The organism is Corynebacterium uberis, from assembly GCF_020616335.1.
GTDB classification, from domain to species: Bacteria; Actinomycetota; Actinomycetes; order Mycobacteriales; family Mycobacteriaceae; genus Corynebacterium; species Corynebacterium uberis.
Map to the genome: position 1 here is coordinate 292,598 of NZ_CP085051.1, position 18,071 is coordinate 310,668.

Here is an 18,071-nt window from a genome sequence, read left to right on the forward strand (position 1 = left end):
GTAGCGGTCCGCTGAAGGGTTCCACACATGCATGATTGCCCTACCCGGGTGGGGCAGGCAGACCGGCCCAGTGTGGCGCGGGTCCGAAGGGAAGCGGTGAAGTCGGCGTGAGTGTGCTCGTTGTAGGCATGTCACACAAGTCAGCTCCGGTAGCGCTTTTGGAGAAGCTGAGCATGGATGTTCCTGCTCGGCGGCGCGCGGCGGTGCAGCTGACGGGGCGGCCTTCGCTGTCTGAAGCGATGATCGTGTCCACCTGCAATCGTCTGGAGATCTACGTGGTGGCGCACAGCTTCCACCCGGGCGTGCAGGACGTGGTGGCCGTGCTTCACGATGCCTCCGGGGTCGATGCGGAGACGCTGCGCAGCTACCTGTACGTGCGCTACGCGGACGCGGCGGCTGAGCACATGCTGGCGGTGACCGCGGGGCTAGATTCCATGGTCGTCGGCGAGCAGCAGATCATCGGCCAGATGCGCGCCGCCTACCAGGAGGCCGCGGACTGGAAGACCGTGGGCCCCGTGCTGCACACCTTGGCGCAGACGGCGCTGCACACCGGCAAGCGCGTGCACTCGGAGACCGCCATCGATGACGCCGGAGCTTCCATGGTCTCCTACGCCCTCGACGGGGCGTTGGAGCAGCTTGGGGTCAAGGGCGCGCCGAGCCCGCTGGCCGGACGCGCCGCCCTGGTGCTGGGCGCGGGGGCGATGGCCTCCCTGGCGGCCACGCACCTGGGCCGGCTGGGCATCTCCCGGCTGATCATTGCCAACCGCACCCGCTCGCGCGCCGAGCGACTAGCCGACCACGCCCGGCAGGCCGGGGTGGACGCGGAAGTGGTGGACTTCTCCGCGCGGCGGGCGGCCCTGGCGCGCGTGGACATCGCGGTGTCCGCCATCGGCGCGCACACCGCCACCATCACCGGGGCGGACATCCCGCAGCAGCGGACGGATTCGCTGACCCTGGTGGACCTGTCCATGCCCCGCGACATCACCGCCGACGTCACCGATCATCCTGGTGTGCACCTGATCAACATCGAGCAGCTGCATCAGCGCCGCGCCGCCCAGACCCAGCCGGGTGCTGGGGATGGTGCGGATAACGACGCCGCCGTGGTCACCCTGCCCACCAAGGGCACCGATGGCCACGCCCAGGCACTGCGCATCGTCGCCGAGGAGCTGGAGTCCTACACCACCGCCCAGCGGGTGCGCGACATTGTGCCTGCCGTCGCCGCGCTGCGCAGGCACGCCAATGAGCTGGTCAGCGCGGAGCTGCGCCGCCTGCGCGGGCGCACCCCCGACATGGACGAGCAGGAGTTCGACGAAGTCTCCCGCTCCCTGCGCCGGGTGGTGGACAAGCTTCTGCACAACCCCACGGTCAAGGTCAAGCAATTGGCCGCGGATTCGGGTACCGTCTCCTACGACTCCGCCCTCCAGGAGCTCTTTGGGCTCGACGCTGGAAATGACCAGGACCGGTCGGTTGCGGTGGAGGCCACCGCCTTGCCGGCGCAGGACTTCCGCGCCGGCGCTGCCGCTGAGACGGAAGGGCGCACGGCAAACGAGTGTGCACGGGAGACTGCATGAATGACAGCTTGACCATCGGAACGCGAGCCAGCCTGCTGGCCACCACCCAATCCGGCCACGTGTGTGACGCACTGGCCGGTCACGGCTATCATGCCCAGCTGCACCACGTCACCACCGAAGGCGACGTCAACATGGCCCCCGTCGAGCGCATCGGCGTCGGCGTGTTCACCCAGGCCCTGCGCGAGGCCCTTGACCGCGGCGAATGTGACATCGCCGTGCACTCCTTCAAGGACCTGCCCACCGCACCCGACCCCCGCTTCCACCTCATCGTGCCCCCGCGCGAAGACCCCCGCGAGGCGCTGGTGGCCCGCGACGGGCTAACCCTCAAGGACCTGCCCGAGGGGGCCACGGTGGGCACCTCGGCGCCGCGGCGAGTATCCCAGCTGCGCGCGGTGCGCCCGGACCTCAGCGTGCGCCCGCTGCGCGGCAACATCGATACGCGCATGGGCCGGGTCTTCTCCGGCGAACTCGACGCCATCGTGCTCGCCTACGCCGGCATGAGCCGCGTCGGACGCCAGGACCACGCCACCGAAGTCTTTGACCCCACCGTGCTCATGCCCGCCCCCGCCCAAGGCGCCCTGGCCGTAGAGTGCCGCGCCGACGACGCCCGCGCCGTCGCCGCCATCGACGCCCTCGCCTGCCCAGACGCCACCGACGCCGCCCGCGCCGAACGCGCCCTCCTCGCCGCGCTCGAAGCAGGCTGCACCGCGCCCGTGGCCGCCCACGCCACCCTCGACGGGGACCACCTCACCCTCACCGCCGGGGTCTTTGCCCTCGACGGATCCGCACGCCTGGTATCCCAGATCACCGGGGCCCGCAGCAACGCGGCAGAGCTAGGTCAAAGCCTCGCCGGCGAACTCCTAGGCGGGGGCGCCCGCGACCTCATGGCCACCGCCGACGCGCCCTAATTCCGCCCGGCCTCCCGTTTGCTTCACCTGCCCCGAAGGAACCCCGATTGGCCTTCCTGGAAATCTCACCAGACCACGTCACCGTGCAGCTGCAATGGTGGGAAAAAATCGCCGCGCGGCGGTCCAACCTGACCATCCCGCTGCGCGCCATCAGCCACGCCAGCATTGTCCCCGACGTCTATGAACTGCCGGAACTCCAACAGCCCAACACCCGCGGCCAGGCGGCCACCCACGTCCGCGGCCTGCTGACCACCGGCACCCTCGACCACCCGGATGCCACCGGCGGGCTGGTCTTTGTTGCCTGCCACCGCTCCCGCCACGCCTCCCAGAAAGACGGGGGTGCCACGCACCAGCCCGGGCTGGTCCTTGATTTGACCCGGGCGACTGTCTCCCGGGTGATCGTCACCGCAGATCCGCAGCTGCTGAGCGGGTGGCAAGATCAGCTTCAGCGGGTCACGTCGTAGGCGCGGTGGCGGCGGCGCGGAGGCTGTGGCTGCCGAGCGGAGGCTGTGGCTGCGGCTGTGGCTGGGGCGCGGAAGCCGCAGCCGATGCCGAAGGTTCGCCCAGCGCGAAATCGTGGCGTCGGCCCTGCATAACGCGGGTGCGGGCGCGCAGGAATGGCCGCGGTGATCCCGATTCGGTTTTCCATTAGCCCGCGACTCAATTATGGTGTGAATACCACACTGCATGTGCGCAGTGGTGACTGGGGGCTGCCCTGCGGATGTTGGGCAGGCCTCGCAGCACGGAAGTGGGGGACTGCCTTTCAGCCCCTTGCGCCGTGTCCAGCCCGGCCTTCCATCCGCGTGCCGCGTGGCTTGTGCGTTGCTGCGCCAGGCCTGCGGTTGTGCCCGGCCCGGGTGACTGCGCACCGATGCGCGCCGCGTGTCCTCCCCCGTGGGGCAGGGCCGCGGGATCCGGTCATGCCCGGGCTTTGGTGGACAAGGCCTGGCACGTGTCGGAGCCGATGGGCAGTCAGGCTGCCGCGGGCCTGCCAGCCGCGCGGCGGGCAGGCGGCACGTCCGTGTACTGTACCCGATTTCAACCCATGTCGACGGAGATTAGAAACAAGCATATGAGTATGCCCGAGCAGGCTTCCTCGCCGCAGGCCGTCCCGCACGCTGTCCAACCAGGCCAGCTTGCCCCAGCGGCAGGCACCGTCTTCTTCGTCGGCGCGGGCCCGGGAAACCCGGATCTGCTGACTATCCGCGCCCGCGAGGTGCTCTCCCACAACGCCACCGCCGTCGTCGACCCGGACGTGTTGCCCGGGGTGCGTGACATCATCGCCGCCTCCGTGCCGGTGCCGCAGGAGAAGATCGACCAGGCGGACAAGGACTACCAGGCGCTCATTGAGGAGGCCAAGGAGTCCGGCGCCCGGCGCAAGCCGCCGCGGCCGGCCCCGCCGACGGCCGCCAACATCACCGACCTGCCTGCCGGGTCCCCGCAGCTGGCCGAGTTGCTTGCGCAGCTTGTCGCCGACGGTGAGGACGTGGTGCGCCTGGTGGCCGGCAACCCGCTGTCGCGCGAGTCGGTCCTCGCGGAGATCAACTCGGTGGCCACCGCCGGGGTGGATTTCCAGGTGGTGCCGGGCATGTCGCTGCCGTCGACGGTGCCGGCCTTCGCGGGCATCGCCTTGGGCTCGGCGTATACGGAGATGGACGTCACTGTTGAGGACGTGGACTGGGATCAGCTCGCCGGGGCTCCGCAGCCGCTGGTGTTGCAGGCCCGGAAGGAAGACTTGCCCACCATTGCTGCCCAGTTGCAGCAGCGCGGGCTGGCGGCGAGCATGCCGGCGTCGGTGACCGTCAACGGCACCACCCGCCTGCAGCGTACGTTCGACGTCACCTTGGGCACCCTGGGCAAGCTGGATGCGGAGCTCGACGGCGCCCTGGTGGTCACCCTGGGCACGGCCGTGGACGATCGCTCCAAGTACTCCTGGTGGGAAAACCGGCCGCTCTACGGGTGGCGGGTGCTGGTCCCGCGGGCGAAGTCGCAGGCGGCGCCAATGAGCGCGCGCCTGGCAACCCACGGCGCCATCCCGCAGGAGGTGCCCACCATCTCCTTGGAGCCGCCGCGCAACCCGTTGCAGATGGAGCGTTCCATCAAGGGCATCGTGGAGGGGCGCTACCAGTGGATCGTGTTTACCTCCGTCAATGCGGTGGATGCCGTCTGGGAGAAGATCGCCGCCTTTGGCCTGGATGCGCGGGCTTTTGCCGGTGTGCATCTGGCGGCGGTGGGGCAGAAGACCGCGCAGGCGATCCGTGATTTGGGCCTGACCCCGGAGGTGACTCCGCCGGTGACGCGCCAGAATGCGCACGGGCTGGTGGAGGTTTTCCCGGAGTATGTGGAGGACCTTGACCCGGTGGGTCGGGTGTTGTTGCCGCGGGCGGACCTGGGCAGTGAGGTGCTGGTAGAAGGCCTCAAGGCCGCGGGCTGGGAGGTCGATGATGTGGTGGCCTACCGCACGGTGCGCGCAGCCCCGCCGAGTGCGGAGGTCCGGGACATGATTAAGTCCGGTGGCTTTGACGCGGTGTGTTTCACCTCTTCTTCGACGGTGAAGAATCTGGTGGGCATCGCCGGCAAGCCGCACCGGCGCACCATCATCGCGGCGATCGGCCCGGCGGCCGCGCACACGGCCCGGGAGATGGGGCTGCGCGTGGATGTGGTTCCGGAGGTCGCGGATATTCCTTCGCTTGTCGACGCCCTCGCCGCCCACGTCGCCGCGCTGCGTGCGGCAGGGCAGTTGCCACCGCCGCGCAAGAAGCGCCGGGCGCGGCGCAAGCCGGAGGCCGCCGCAGAGCAGGGCTAAGCCCCGGCGTGGCCGACATGGTGGGGTGGATAGAATGGGCCAGCAGACAGCGCGCGGGCAGCGGGCCCCGTCCGCCCCGCGCGTCCCTGTGAGAAAGGAAGAAGTAGTTTCCATGGTGGACTCTTTCGACTACCCCGTCACCCGTCCTGCCCGCCGCCCCCGGCGGTTGCGTACTACCCCGGCGCTGCGCAGCCTGGTCGCCGAGACCACCCTTGCCCCCCAGCACCTCATCTTGCCCATGTTCATCGCGGACGGCATTGATGCTCCTCGGGAGATCGCCTCGATGCCCGGGGTCTATCAGCACACGCAGGACTCCCTGCTGCGCGCGGTGGAGGAGGCCGCCGAGGCCGGCGTGCTGTGCATCGACCTCTTTGGGGTGCCCCTGGCGCAGGATAAGGATGCCACCGGCTCGGTGGCGTGGGACCCGGAGGGGATTCTCAACCGCGGTGTTGCGGCGGTGCGGCAGCGCTTCGGCGATGATGTCATCGTCATGGCGGATACCTGCCTCGATGAGTTCACTGACCACGGCCACTGCGGCGTGGTGGTCACGGACCGCCATGGCGCCAGCGTGGTGGACAATGATGCCACCTTGCCGCTCTACCAGGCCATGGCCGTGGCCCAGGCCCGCGCCGGGGCGCACATGGTCTCCCCGTCGGGGATGATGGACGGCCAGATTCTGGCGATCCGGGACGCGCTCGATCAGGAGGGCTTCCAGGATGTGTCCATCATGGCGTATTCCGCCAAGTACGCCTCCGCGTTTTTTGGTCCATTCCGGGACGCCGTGGGCAGTTCTCTTCAGGGGGACCGGCGCACCTACCAGCAGGATCCGGCGAATGCGCGGGAGTCGCTGCTGGAGGTGGAGTTGGATATTGATGAAGGCGCGGACATCGTCATGGTCAAGCCCGCCCTGCCCTACCTGGACATCGTGCACCAGGTGGCCCAGGTCTCTCCGGTCCCGGTGGCGGCCTACCAGGTCTCTGGCGAGTACGCCATGATCAAGGCGGCCGGCGCCAACGGGTGGATCGATGAGCATCGCGTGATGATGGAAGCCCTGACCTCCATCAAGCGCGCCGGGGCGGACCAGATCCTGACCTACTTTGCCACCGAGGCGGCCCGCGCCTTGCGCGGCTAGACTACGCAGCACACACTCGCTTTTTTAAGGATGCAGCCAACAGACGTGGACAGCACTCAGGCCGTGACGCCCCCTTCGCACACCCAGCCGGACTCCGCCGGCGCCCACCGCCCCGAATCGGTGGTCCTCACCGGCCGGCTGTGGACCTGGATCCTCCTCATCGAGGCCGCCCATGCACTCCTCGGCGCGGTGATCACGCTGCTGGATCCCAGCCTGCTGCGCGCCGCGGTGACCAAGCAGATTGACGCCATGCCGGATGGCACGGCGCTGCCCGCGGGGATCGTGGACGTGGCCATGGTGGCCTCGGTGGTCATGTCCGCCGGGCTGTCTCTCATCATCGTGGGGGTGCTGGCGTGGATGGTGCGCACCGTGGTGCGCCCCGGGCGCTGGGCGGCCGGGGGCCGAAGGCTGCTGCTGTTCTTCGGCTTTTACTATGTCCTGCGCGCCGTGACGGTCTTTTCCTTGCACCCCGGCGGCACCTCGGTGCCGGTGGCGTTCTATGCGGTAGACGGCGCCGCCCAGGTGGTGGTGGGCGTGGTGGCCGCGATGGCGCTGGTGTTCCTGTTTCGGCAGGATACGTTGCGCTGGACCGGGGAAGTGGTGCGCCGCGGCCCCGGCGGCGGGCCGCAGGCATAGTTAACCGGATGAGTCTTCACGGTCCTTCCGCGCGCCGGCTCCAGGTCGCCTGGCTGGTGGCGCTGGTCGCGGCGGTCGCGCAGGTGGTGTGTGCCCTGGAATTGTGGGCCACGCCGCTGCCGCAGGCTGCTATCGATGCCGAAGCTGCCGCCGCGGTCACGTTGGCGCACAACAGGCAGTTCATGGCCGTCTTTGCCCTGCTGACCGGGGTGGGGCTGGCGTTGATGGCCGCCCAGCTGCGCGGCGGCGGCGCCCGGGCCCGGCGCTGGTGCGTGGGCGTGGTGGGGGTCGCCGCGGTAGGTAATCTGGTGGGGTTGGCACTTCAGGTCGTCGGCATGGCGCTGGTGGTCAATGAGGTGTTGTTAGTGATTGTCGTGTGGCTCGTCGCGGCGCCGTCTGGGGCGTCGGGTGGGGTCGCAGAAAGGTGGTGGGGGCGTGTCTGACGTTGTAGATGAGGCGATCAGTCAGGCCAAGCAGGCGGCGGCGCAGGCGGGTTTTGGCGCGGCCGTGGAGCTGGAGGAGTCGACGCACAAGACGTCGTACGCCTTCGAGCTTGAGGGCTTGGATGAGGCCCCCGTCATCCCGGATATTGAGGCCGCGCTCCACGCCCTGCCGGGGGTGCGCGCCCGGGTGGTCTATAGCACCAAGTCGGCGTGGATCACGGCCCCGGAGGGGCTGCCGCCGCAGCGGATCGTGGAGGTGTTTGCCACCTTTGGGGTGCGTGCGGTGATGACGGATTCGTCGCTGCGGCGCCGCTCGATGCTGCGGGGGGAGTCCGCGGATGCGCTGCCGAAGAGCTATGCGAACAGGAAGGCGCGCCGCCACGCCGAGGAGGAGGCGCAGAGTTTGGAGCAGGCGCGCCGCTCGGGCTTTTTTGCTTCTTCTGGGCGCCAGCCGCAGTGGCGCCCGGAGGGCGGCGCGGTGGACCCGGCGACGGGCCAGACGGTGGACCGGGATGTGCTGTATACGGCCCGCGATCTGATTACCACGCCGCGCCTGTTCATGGCGGTGGTGCTCACGGTGCCGGTGCTGGCGTTGTCCTACCGGGAGTCGTGGCAGTTTGCCGGCTGGCAGTGGCTGGTGGCGGCGTTGACGCTGCCGGTGGTGACGTGGTGTGCGTTTCCTTTCCACCGGGCGATGGCCGGCGGGGTGCGCCGCGGCGCGGTGGCGTTGGATGGCGCGAGCTCTATTGCCATCGTTTTGGCGTTTGTGTGGTCGGTCGGCGCGTTGTGTGTGACGGAGGCGGGAACTATTGGTTGGCGGGGCACCCCGCACCTGTTGGCGGCCTATGATCCGGGCCGCGGGGATGCGACGGAGCTGTTTTTTGATGTCGCGTGCGGGGTGACGGCGCTGCTGCTGTGCGGGCGGAAGTTGTCTATCCAGTCCCGGTCGAGCCTGCTGGAGGAGCTGGCTGCCCAGCACGTGGATCCGCAGGAGCAGATCACTGTGGCGCGGCGGAATCGGGCGACCGGTGAGGTGACCAAGGAGGTCACCACCATCGGGGAGATCAACGTGGGCGATGACGTGCTGGTTGAGCCGGGCCAGCTCATCCCGGTCGATGGGGTGGTGGTTGGCGGGCACAGTACTGTGCGCCCGAGCGTGATTGCGGCGGCGTCGACAGGCAAGGCCGCCACCTTCGAGGTGGACGTGGATGACCGGGTGGCGGCGGGCAGTTTCAACGTCACGCACCGGCTGAAGATTCGGGTGCACCGCACGGGGCACCGCACCCGCATGGCGGGGGTGGAGCGCTGGATCGCGGCGGTCAATCGGCACCAAAACGATGCGGTGATGCTGTCCACGCGCACGGCGTCGACCCTGATCCCGGTGGCGTTTGTGCTGGCCGCGGGCGGCTTCGCGCTGTGGGCGTTGGCCACGAATAACTTGGCGTTGGCGTTGTCTTCGGCGTTGGCGGTGTTGGCCAGCGTGGCCCCGGCGGCGCTGGCGTTGTCTTCGGCGTTGGCGCTGCGCTTGGGCATTGAGACGGCCGCGCGGGGCGGGATGCTGCTGCGCGCCGGGGAGGTCATGCGGGGCTTGCAGATGGTGGACACGGTGGTGTTTAACCGGGTGGGCACCCTGGCGGAGCCGGACATGGTGGTGGAGACGGTGACGGCGGATCGGGGGGAGAACCCGGAGTTGGTGCTGCGGGTGGCCGGCGCGCTGTGCCTGGAGTCGGACCATCCGGCGTCGCAAGCGATTGTGCATGCGGCCCGCCAGGCCCGTGACCAGGGCTCGGGCGGGGATGACATCCCGAATTGGATTGAGGTGTCCCACCTGGGCATTGACGCGGATGGGGCGTTTGTGGCCACCATCGATATGGAGGTCACCGACGCCCAGGGCCAGACGCATTCGCGGCTGATCCCGGCCAAGCTGTGGCGCCCGCGCAACCTTTCTGAGCTGGATGGGCAGTTGGCGGCCGCGGCCATCGCGGGCGGCACCCCGCTGGTGGTGGCGTGGAACGGCAAGGATCGCGGCGTGATTACGCTGCACGATTCGGTCAAGGATGATGCGGCGCGGGCGGTGCGCGAGCTCGGCGAGATGGGCCTAGAGACGATGATGCTCACCCGGGATACCTACCCGGTAGGGCGGCGCTTTGCGGACCGCATTGGCATCGACCGGGTGCTCGCCGGCATTGCCCCGGGCCGCAAGGAGTACACCATCCGTGCGGTGCATACGCGCGGCGCCCGGGTGGCCATGGTGGGCGACTCCTCGGTCACGCAGTGCCTGGAGGTCGCGGATGTTGGGCTGTTGATCAGCGATGAGATCTCCTTTGAGCACGTCTCCCGCGGGCGCCACCGCGGCATCGACGTGGTGGTGCTGCGCCATGACGTCAAGGCGGTGCCCCAGCTGATCCGGCTGGCGCGCACGGTGTGCAGCGTCATCGACCGCAATATCCTTTTTGCCTGGGCGTATAACGGGCTGGCGGTGGTGGCCTCCCTGGCGGGACTGCTCCACCCCATGGTGGCCACGGTGCTCATGCTGGCGTCTTCTTTGGTCATTGAGGCCCGCTCCAATTCGGTGCGCAAGGCCCTGCGCTAACCTCCCCGGGGCCCGGTGAGGCAGGATGGGAGCCATGACTTCTCGCCGACAGCTTCACCGCGCCCCGCTTCTCGACGCCGCCGCCGGCACCGCACCCACCCGCCAACCGGTGTGGTTCATGCGCCAGGCAGGCCGCTCCTTACCGGAGTACCGCGCCATCCGGGAGGGGGTGGGCATGCTGGAGTCCTGCTTCCGGCCCGACCTGCTGGCGGAGATCACCCTCCAGCCGGTGCGCCGCCACGACGTCGACGCGGCGATCCTGTTTTCAGACATCGTCGTCCCGCTCAAGGCGGCGGGCGTGGACGTGGATATCGTCGCGGGGCGCGGGCCGGTGGTGGCGCAGCCGATCCGCGGGAGAGGGGACGTCGATAAGCTGCCGCGACTGGACCAGGACATCCCCGCCATCCGGGAGGGCATTGCCACGATCCTGGAGGAGCTGACGGACACCCAGGCGCTCATCGGGTTCGCCGGCGCGCCGTTTACGCTGGCCAGCTACCTGGTGGAGGGCGGGCCGTCCAAGACCCACCAGAACACCAAGGCGCTCATGCACAACGACCCGGACACGTGGAACGCGCTCATGGAGTCCCTGGTAGAAACCGTGCTGGCGTTCATCCGCATCCAGCTCGACGCCGGCGTAGACGCCTGGCAGCTGTTCGACTCCTGGGCCGGCTACCTGAGCGAATATGACTACCGCACCTTCGTTGAGCCGCACTCGCGGCACATCTTCGCGGAGCTGGAAAGCGCCGGGGTGCCGCGCATCCACTTCGGCGTGGGCACCGGGGAGCTGCTCGGCGATATGGCCGCCGCAGGCCCGGACGTGGTGGGTGTGGACTGGCGGGTGCCGCTGGATCGTGCGGCCGCGCGCATCTGTGCGGCAGCGGAGCCGAAAGTGCTCCAGGGTAACCTGGATCCAGCGATCCTTTTTGCCGGAGAGGCCACCGTGCGCGCGGAAGTCGCGCGCATCAAGGCGGACGCCGCCCGGGCGATAGCCGCCGGGCAGGCCACCGGGCACATCTTCAACCTGGGCCACGGCGTGCTGCCAGACACCCCGGCCGAAGCGATCACCAAGGCCGTGGAGATCATCCACGAGCCCTAACACACGTTCGCATTTTCCGTTTTTTTTGAAAGGACGCGTCTTCGCCCATGCGTTACGCCATTGTGGGGGCCGGACTAGCCGGCCTGACCTGCGCCTATGAAATCGCCCGCCAGGATGACCAGGCCGCCATCGAGGTCTTCGAGGCTGCCGGGCGCATCGGCGGCAAGCTCTACACGGTGCCCTTCTCCGGCGGGCCCGTGGACGTAGGTGCGGAGGCGTTTATCGCCCGGCACGCCGCCGCCCGAGACTTCTTCACCGAGCTCGGCCTAGAAGACTCCGTGGTCTACCCCTCCGGGGCGCGCTCGCTGCTGTACACCGGCGGCCAGCTCAAGGACATGCCCGGCGCCACCGTCATGGGGGTGCCCGGCTCCAGCGCCGCGGTCGCGCATTTGGTCTCCGCGGAGACCGCCGCGCGTATCGACGCCGAAGGCGACGCCGAGCCCATCGACTGGACCGTCGGCGGCGACACCAACCTCGGCGCCCTGGTACGCCAACGCTACGGCGATGAGGTGGCCGACCGCCTGGTCGCCGCCCTGCTCGGCGGGGTGTACTCCTGCTCCGCCGACGACCTCGGGGTGCGCGCCACCATCCCGCAGCTGGCCGCCGCGCTCGACGAGCTGGCCCAAGAAGGCACCCCGGTGACACTCTCCGGGGCGGTGGGCCGCATCCTGTCTCACCGGCCCGCACCCACGCCCGGGGCGAAGCCCGCACCCATCTTTGGCACCTTCAAGGAGGGCTACCAGGAGCTGTATGAGACCCTGGCACAGCGCAGCGGGGCGGACATCTACGTCGACGCGTTCGTCTCTGGCATCGGGCGCGACAAGGATGGCCGCTTCACCCTGACCGGCGCCGGGGAGGGCGCCTACGATCGCCTCATCCTGGCCACCCCCGCACCGACCACCGCGCTGCTGCTGGGCACCCTGGGTGCTGCCGGGGAGGACGCCGCCGGGCGCGCGGGCGCGGCAATGAAGTCCATCAAGCTGGCCAGCTGCGCGCTGGTGACCATGAAGTTCGACTCGGATGCCGGCCTGCCGGAGAACTCCGGGGTGCTCGTCGCCGCCGACGAACCCGGCGTGCATGCCAAGGCCTTCACCCTGTCCTCGCGCAAGTGGCCGCACCTGGGCGAGCGCGGCGGGGCGCTCGTGCGGGCCAGCTTCGGGCGCTTTGGCGATGACTCCCTGGTACGCGCCGAAGAAGACACCCTGGTGGACTACGCCCTGGATGACCTCCAGCACATCACCGGCTTCGACGGGCGCGCCGCTAACCCGGCAGAGATCTTTGTGCAGCGCTGGTTCGGCGCGCTGCCCCGCTACGACGAGCACCACCTCGACACCGTCGCCACCGTGCGCGCAGCCCTCGCCGACGTCCCCGGGCTGGAGGCCACCGGCGCCTGGGCCGGCGGAGTGGGAGTCCCGGCCGTCATCGTTGACGCGCGCGCCACCGCTGCGCGTGCCGCCGCCGCTGGTAGTGGTGCAGAAGCAGGCCCCGCGGAAGGTAAGTGATTGGCGCCACACTAGTGGGGGCGTAGGCTTTGGGGGTCGAAAATATCCGCCATGGGTGAGAGTTTCGCAGCACACCCGCGGCGGATGTTTTGATTCTATTACCTAAAAAGCAACGCAGGACTGGTCGCCGCTCATGCACTTACAACCCAGAGAACAAGAAAAGCTGCTCATCGTCGTCGCCGCCGACCTGGCGCGCCGACGCCAAGCCCGCGGCCTGGCACTGAACTACCCAGAAGCCGTAGCGATCATCACCTACGAGCTGATGGAAGGCGCCCGCGATGGGATGAGCGTGGCAGAACTGATGTCCTACGGCACCACGCTGCTGCGCGCAGAAGACGTCATGGAAGGCGTCCCGGAGATGATTGACAACGTGCAGGTGGAAGCAACCTTCCCCGACGGCACCAAGCTGGTCACCGTCCACAACCCCATCCGCTAACAGCAGAAAGAAGAACACCGCACATGATTCCAGGGGAATACGTCTTGTGCACGGAGCCCATCACCTGCAATCCCGGGCGCCAGCGCATCCTTCTCAGCGTGACCAACACCGGCGACCGGCCCGTCCAGGTGGGCTCCCACTACCACTTTGCTGAAGCCAACCCGGCCCTTGAGTTCGACCGCGACGCCGCCCGCGGCCACCGCCTAGACATCCCGGCTGGCACCGCCGTGCGCCTCGAACCCGGCGACGCCACCACTGTGCCGCTGATTCCGCTGGCCGGCAACCGGATCGTGCGCGGGTTCCGCAACGCTGTCGACGGGCCGCTCGACGGCGCCGCTGCTGCGGACGCTGCTGCGCCGGGTGCTGCTGCGGATGCCGCTGCGGACGAGCAGGACACCACCACGAAGGAGGCCCGCCACCATGAGCTTTGAGATGCCCCGCCAGCAATACGCCGGCCTCTACGGGCCCACCGTGGGCGACCAGGTGCGCCTGGCTGACACCGAGCTTTTCGCCCGCATCGAGCGGGACCTGACCCTGCCCGGCGAGGAGGCCGTCTTCGGTGGCGGCAAGGTCGTCCGCGTGGGCATGGGCGAGCGGGGAGAAAACCCCCGCAGCGCGGATCCCGGGCTGCCGGACCTGGTGATCACGGACGTGATCATCATTGATTACACCGGCGTGTACAAGGGGGACGTGGCCGTGCGCGACGGGCATATTTGCGCCATTGGGCACGCCGGAAACCCGGACATCATGGACGGGGCGACCATCCCCATCGGCGTGTGTACGGATGTCATCGCCGGGGAGGGCAAGATCCTGACCGCCGGCGGGATTGACACCCACATTCACTTTGTCAGCCCGGATCAGATTGAAACCGCCCTGGTCTCTGGGATTACCACCATGATCGGCGGCGGCACCGGGCCGTCGGAGTCCTCCAAGGCCACCACGTTGACCCCGGGCCCGTGGAACATTGCCATGCTGCTGCGTTCCCTGGAGGCCTTCCCCATGAATTTTGGCATCTTGGGCAAGGGGCACGGGACGTCCTTCGCGGCGCTGGAGGAGCAGATCACCGCGGGTGCGATCGGCCTGAAGGTGCACGAGGACTGGGGTGCGACCCCGGCGACCATCGACCTGTCCTTGCAGGTTGCTGACGCCACTGACACCCAGGTGGCCATCCACACCGATACCCTCAACGAGGCCGGGTTTGTGGAGTCCACCCGCGCGGCGATCGCCGGGCGCGTCATCCACACCTTCCACACCGAGGGCGCTGGCGGTGGGCACGCCCCGGACATCATCACCCTGGCCGGCGATAGCAACGTGCTGCCCGCCTCGACGAACCCCACGCTGCCCTACACCCGCAACACCGCCGAGGAACACCTGGACATGCTCATGGTGTGCCACCACCTCAACGCGGACCTGCCGGAGGATGTGGCGTTTGCGGATTCACGTATCCGCACCGAGACCATCGCCGCCGAGGATGTCCTCCATGACCTGGGCGTGTTTTCTATCACCTCTTCCGACTCCCAGGCGATGGGCCGGGTGGGGGAGACGATCCTGCGCACCTGGCAGGTGGCGGATTCCATGAAGCGGCAGCGGGGCACCTACCCGGAGGACGCGGCCGCTGGCGGCGGGGACAATGCCCGCATTCGGCGCTTCGTGGCCAAATACACCATCAACCCGGCGCTGGCCCACGGTATTGCCGATTCCGTCGGCTCGATTGAGGTGGGCAAGTTTGCGGACATGGTGTTGTGGGAACCCAAGTTCTTTGGGGTCAAGCCGGACATGATTATCAAGGGCGGGCAGATCGTCCACGGCCCCTGCGGCGACCCCAATGCGTCGATCCCTACCCCGCAGCTGGTGGCCTACCGCAAGGCCTTCGGGGCCTATGGCACCGCGGTGGGGCGCAATTCCATTTCCTTTGTCTCCCAGGCGGCCGTGGCGGCCGATGTGGCCGGCCAGCTTGACCTGCACAAGATCATCCGCCCGTGCTCAGGCATCCGCACGCTGACCAAGGCGGACCTGCCGCATAACGGGCTGACCCCCACCATCACGGTGGACCCGGAGACCTACGTGGTGTGCGTGGACGGTGAGGTCATCACCGCCGAGCCCGCCGCGACGCTGCCCATGGCGCAGCGCTACTTCCTGTTCTAACAATCTTGCTGAAGCGAAAGGTGGTTGCGGTGATCATTACTGGCATCGCAGGCAACATTCATGATGATCCGACCGGGGTGGGCGCCGCCGTGGCCGCCCGGCACCAGGAGCGCGTGACTTTAAGCGGGGAGGCGCTGGTCAAACGGATCCAGCGGGTGACCACGGATCACGGCACCGAGCTGGGTATCCGGCTGCCTGCCGGCGCGGCCGACTTGCGCGACGGCGATGTGCTGGTCCTGGAGCAGGATAACGCCATCGTCGTGTGTGCCGAGCCCACCGACGTGCTGGTGATCACCCCGGCAGATATTCACCAGATGGGGACCGTCGCCCACGCGCTGGGCAACCGGCACCTGCCGGCCCAGTTCCCGGATCAGTCCATGGTGGTGGCCTTTGACCAGACGGTGGTGGACTACCTGGAGCATGCGGGCGTGAACTACCACCGGGAGCAGCGCGTGCTGCCGGTGCCTTTCCGCCACGCGGAGCACACCCACTGATGAGCACGGCTGCTACTGCCGACGCCGCGACCAGCACCGCCGCAACAATGACTATCGACGCCCAGCTCGCCCTCATGCAGCTGGCCGACTCCGCCCTGCCCACCGGGGCGTTCTCCCACTCCTTGGGCTGCGAGACCTACCTCGACCGGCAGGTCGTTGTCGATGAGCCCACTTTTGCCGCCTGGCTAGAGATGTTCATCACCGAACAGCTCACCTACACCGAGGCGCTTTTGGTGCGCGCCGCCTACCGCGTCGCCAGCCCGGCGCAGCTGGCGGACCTTGATGAGCTCGCCCTGGTGGCGGCCGTGCCGGAGGAAATCCGGCGCGCCGGGGCGACACAAGGCCGCCGGCTACTACAGATCGCCGCCCCCGCCTACGGTGGACGGTGGGTGGAGGAGTACCACCGGGGCGTCGATAAGCAGCACTACGTGGGGCACCAGTCGATCGCATGGGGGCTGGTGTGCCAGCACCTCGGGATAGATGCGGACCGGGCGGTGGCCGCGCACCTGTACTCCACGGCCATCACCCTCACCCAAAACGCGGTGCGCGCGGTGCCGCTGGGCCAGGACGCCGGGCAGCGCGTCATCCGGGCCGCCCAGCCGTGGGTGCGCCAGGCAACGCAAGCCTCCGCGGGGCTGGGCGAAGAGGACTTTGGCGCCATGCCGCCGGGCCTGGAGATCGCCCAAATGAACCACCAGGTCCAGCGCGCCCGCATGTTTATGAGCTAGAAGGAGCCACACGTGAGTACTGAGCAACAACAATCCACCCCGGTGCGCATCGGCGTCGGCGGGCCCGTCGGCGCGGGCAAAACCCAGCTCGTCGAGCGCATCACCCGGGCACTGGACGGCGAGCTATCCATGGCCGCAGTGACCAATGACATCTACACCATCGAGGACGCCAAAATCCTGGCGGCCAACGGGGTGCTAGACCCGGAACGCATCGTCGGCATTGAAACCGGCGGCTGCCCGCACACCGCCATCCGCGAAGACCCCTCCATGAACGAGGCCGCGGTGCGCGACCTGATGGCCAAGTTCCCCGACCTGGACCTGGTGTTCATCGAATCCGGCGGCGACAACCTGTCCGCCACCTTCTCCCCGGAACTGGTGGACTTTTCCATCTACATCATCGACGTCGCCCAAGGGGAGAAGATCCCCCGCAAGGCCGGTCAAGGGATGATCAAGTCGGACCTGTTCATCATCAACAAGACCGACCTGGCGCCCTACGTGGGCGCAAACCTCGACGTCATGGTTTCCGACGCCCGCCAATTCCGCCGCGACAAACCCTTCGTGCTCACCAACCTGAAAACCGACGAGGGCCTGGATCAGGTGATTGATTGGATCCGCCACGACGTCCTCATGCAGGACCTGGGCTAGTGGGCGTGCCGCTTCCGGGTGCTGCTCATCGCGCGGGTGCCGCCCGTTCCGCGGGTGCCGCCCTGCGCGACCCCGGCGACTGGACTGGCCAGCTCACCCTGCGCATCGCCACCCGGCCCGCCCCCGCCGCACCCAACGGCCAGCGCGCCGTGGCAGTAGAACAATTCCACGAGGGCGCCCTGCGGGTTTTGCGCCCCCACTACCTTGACGAATCCGGGCAGGTCTCCTACACGCTGGTCAACCCCGGCGGCGGATACCTCGGCGGAGATAGCTACCTGGTAGACGTGGAGGTCGCCGACGGCGCTGCGGCCCTGCTGACCACCCAGTCAGCCACCAAGGTCTACCGCACCCCGCAGGGCCCGGCCCGCCAACACACCCGGCTGCGCCTGCGGGCGGGGGCACGCCTGGAATACGTCCCGGACCAGCTCATCGTCTACCGCGACGGCGCCTACCGCCAGACCACCGAGGTGCTCATGGCCCCCGATGCGTCCCTAGTGACCTCGGAGATCATCACCCCCGGCTGGTCACCCACCGGCGAGCCGTTCGGCTGGGACCTGCTCACCGCGCGCTGCGACGTCCGCGTAGACACCCCCACCGGCCCACGGCGCCTCCTACTCGATCACCTGCGCCTAGACCCGCGCCGCGACCTCACCGGCATAGGCATCCTCGAAGGCCACACCCACACCGGAACACTGCTGGTCATCGACCCGCTTATCGACGCCCCCCTCACCCAACGCCTCCACGACATCACCGCCGCCACGGCTCCGGCCTCCGGGATCGCGCAGCTGCACAGCGCGCCGGGCCTGCCCGCCGGACTGCTGGTACGCAGCCTGGGCACCTCCACCAGCGACATCGCGCGCCTGCACACCTGCCTGCTCAACGAGGTGCGCGCCCGGCTGCACGACCAAGGGCCCCTGAACTTAAGAAAGTACTAAC

General features: G+C 68.5%; 17 protein-coding genes. All 17 read left to right on the forward strand.

The features are described from left to right. Positions 1 to 107 precede the first annotated feature (107 nt). Positions 108 to 1,571 carry a glutamyl-tRNA reductase gene (locus tag LH390_RS01300; protein ID WP_227280965.1) on the forward strand — a complete coding sequence of 488 codons (1,464 nt, stop codon included), beginning with the start codon at positions 108 to 110 and terminating at the stop codon, positions 1,569 to 1,571. Next, positions 1,568 to 2,479 (forward strand): hydroxymethylbilane synthase, encoded by a 912-nt coding sequence (gene hemC, locus LH390_RS01305; RefSeq protein WP_227280964.1) that lies wholly within the window; start codon positions 1,568 to 1,570, stop codon positions 2,477 to 2,479. Before LH390_RS01300 ends, hemC begins: the two co-directional genes overlap by 4 nt. 47 nt (positions 2,480 to 2,526) lie before the next feature. Then, positions 2,527 to 2,943 carry a hypothetical protein gene (locus LH390_RS01310; protein WP_227280963.1) on the forward strand — a complete coding sequence of 139 codons (417 nt, stop codon included), beginning with the start codon at positions 2,527 to 2,529 and terminating at the stop codon, positions 2,941 to 2,943. A gap of 614 nt (positions 2,944 to 3,557) precedes the next feature. Then, positions 3,558 to 5,285, forward strand: coding sequence for a bifunctional uroporphyrinogen-III C-methyltransferase/uroporphyrinogen-III synthase (locus tag LH390_RS01315; protein WP_227282662.1), 1,728 nt, complete (start codon positions 3,558 to 3,560; stop codon positions 5,283 to 5,285). Positions 5,286 to 5,397: 112 nt separating this feature from the next. Further along, on the forward strand, positions 5,398 to 6,417 hold the full coding sequence (gene hemB, locus LH390_RS01320; protein WP_227280962.1) for a porphobilinogen synthase: 1,020 nt from the start codon (positions 5,398 to 5,400) through the stop codon (positions 6,415 to 6,417). Between the two features lie 45 nt (positions 6,418 to 6,462). Continuing rightward, positions 6,463 to 7,053: a hypothetical protein gene (locus tag LH390_RS01325; protein ID WP_227280961.1), complete on the forward strand. Its 591-nt coding sequence runs from the start codon at positions 6,463 to 6,465 to the stop codon at positions 7,051 to 7,053. Between the two features lie 8 nt (positions 7,054 to 7,061). Then, on the forward strand, positions 7,062 to 7,496 hold the full coding sequence (locus LH390_RS01330; RefSeq protein WP_227280960.1) for a hypothetical protein: 435 nt from the start codon (positions 7,062 to 7,064) through the stop codon (positions 7,494 to 7,496). Further along, positions 7,489 to 10,089 carry a heavy metal translocating P-type ATPase gene (locus LH390_RS01335; protein WP_227288250.1) on the forward strand — a complete coding sequence of 867 codons (2,601 nt, stop codon included), beginning with the start codon at positions 7,489 to 7,491 and terminating at the stop codon, positions 10,087 to 10,089. The genes LH390_RS01330 and LH390_RS01335 overlap by 8 nt, the downstream gene beginning before the upstream one ends. Positions 10,090 to 10,123: 34 nt before the next feature. After that, positions 10,124 to 11,185 (forward strand): uroporphyrinogen decarboxylase, encoded by a 1,062-nt coding sequence (hemE, locus tag LH390_RS01340; RefSeq protein ID WP_227280958.1) that lies wholly within the window; start codon positions 10,124 to 10,126, stop codon positions 11,183 to 11,185. 47 nt (positions 11,186 to 11,232) lie between these two features. Next, positions 11,233 to 12,687, forward strand: coding sequence for a protoporphyrinogen oxidase (locus LH390_RS01345; RefSeq protein ID WP_227280957.1), 1,455 nt, complete (start codon positions 11,233 to 11,235; stop codon positions 12,685 to 12,687). Positions 12,688 to 12,820: 133 nt separating this feature from the next. Beyond that, the gene (locus tag LH390_RS01350) at positions 12,821 to 13,123 is read left to right on the forward strand and encodes an urease subunit gamma (protein WP_227280956.1); all 303 of its coding nucleotides are present in this window, start codon (positions 12,821 to 12,823) and stop codon (positions 13,121 to 13,123) included. 23 nt (positions 13,124 to 13,146) lie between these two features. Then, entirely contained in the window at positions 13,147 to 13,554 is a 408-nt protein-coding gene (locus LH390_RS01355; protein WP_227280955.1) for an urease subunit beta, read from the forward strand. Further along, on the forward strand, positions 13,544 to 15,268 hold the full coding sequence (gene ureC, locus LH390_RS01360; RefSeq protein WP_227280954.1) for an urease subunit alpha: 1,725 nt from the start codon (positions 13,544 to 13,546) through the stop codon (positions 15,266 to 15,268). The genes LH390_RS01355 and ureC overlap by 11 nt, the downstream gene beginning before the upstream one ends. A 29-nt stretch (positions 15,269 to 15,297) precedes the next feature. Further along, complete coding sequence (gene ureE / locus LH390_RS01365; protein ID WP_227280953.1) at positions 15,298 to 15,762, forward strand: urease accessory protein UreE; 465 nt, start codon at positions 15,298 to 15,300, stop codon at positions 15,760 to 15,762. A 47-nt stretch (positions 15,763 to 15,809) separates the two neighbouring features. Next, a complete protein-coding gene (locus tag LH390_RS01370; RefSeq protein WP_227282661.1) occupies positions 15,810 to 16,490 on the forward strand; it encodes an urease accessory protein UreF in 681 nt (226 codons plus the stop codon). A 12-nt stretch (positions 16,491 to 16,502) separates the two neighbouring features. Continuing rightward, entirely contained in the window at positions 16,503 to 17,135 is a 633-nt protein-coding gene (ureG, locus tag LH390_RS01375; RefSeq protein ID WP_227280952.1) for an urease accessory protein UreG, read from the forward strand. After that, positions 17,135 to 18,070 (forward strand): urease accessory protein UreD, encoded by a 936-nt coding sequence (locus LH390_RS01380; protein WP_227280951.1) that lies wholly within the window; start codon positions 17,135 to 17,137, stop codon positions 18,068 to 18,070. The genes ureG and LH390_RS01380 overlap by 1 nt, the downstream gene beginning before the upstream one ends. The last annotated feature ends 1 nt before the right edge of the window (position 18,071 follow it).

Excerpts from the sequence above, each read along its gene's own strand:
- LH390_RS01355 (WP_227280955.1), top strand. The coding sequence starts at position 13,147 with ATGATTCCAGGGGAATACGTCTTGTGCACGGAGCCCATCACCTGCAAT.
- ureC (WP_227280954.1), top strand. The coding sequence starts at position 13,544 with ATGAGCTTTGAGATGCCCCGCCAGCAATACGCCGGCCTCTACGGGCCC.
- LH390_RS01350 (WP_227280956.1), top strand. The coding sequence starts at position 12,821 with ATGCACTTACAACCCAGAGAACAAGAAAAGCTGCTCATCGTCGTCGCC.
- LH390_RS01370 (WP_227282661.1), top strand. The coding sequence starts at position 15,810 with ATGACTATCGACGCCCAGCTCGCCCTCATGCAGCTGGCCGACTCCGCC.
- LH390_RS01330 (WP_227280960.1), top strand. The coding sequence starts at position 7,062 with ATGAGTCTTCACGGTCCTTCCGCGCGCCGGCTCCAGGTCGCCTGGCTG.
- LH390_RS01345 (WP_227280957.1), top strand. The coding sequence starts at position 11,233 with ATGCGTTACGCCATTGTGGGGGCCGGACTAGCCGGCCTGACCTGCGCC.
- LH390_RS01315 (WP_227282662.1), top strand. The coding sequence starts at position 3,558 with ATGCCCGAGCAGGCTTCCTCGCCGCAGGCCGTCCCGCACGCTGTCCAA.
- hemB (WP_227280962.1), top strand. The coding sequence starts at position 5,398 with ATGGTGGACTCTTTCGACTACCCCGTCACCCGTCCTGCCCGCCGCCCC.
- hemE (WP_227280958.1), top strand. The coding sequence starts at position 10,124 with ATGACTTCTCGCCGACAGCTTCACCGCGCCCCGCTTCTCGACGCCGCC.
- hemC (WP_227280964.1), top strand. The coding sequence starts at position 1,568 with ATGAATGACAGCTTGACCATCGGAACGCGAGCCAGCCTGCTGGCCACC.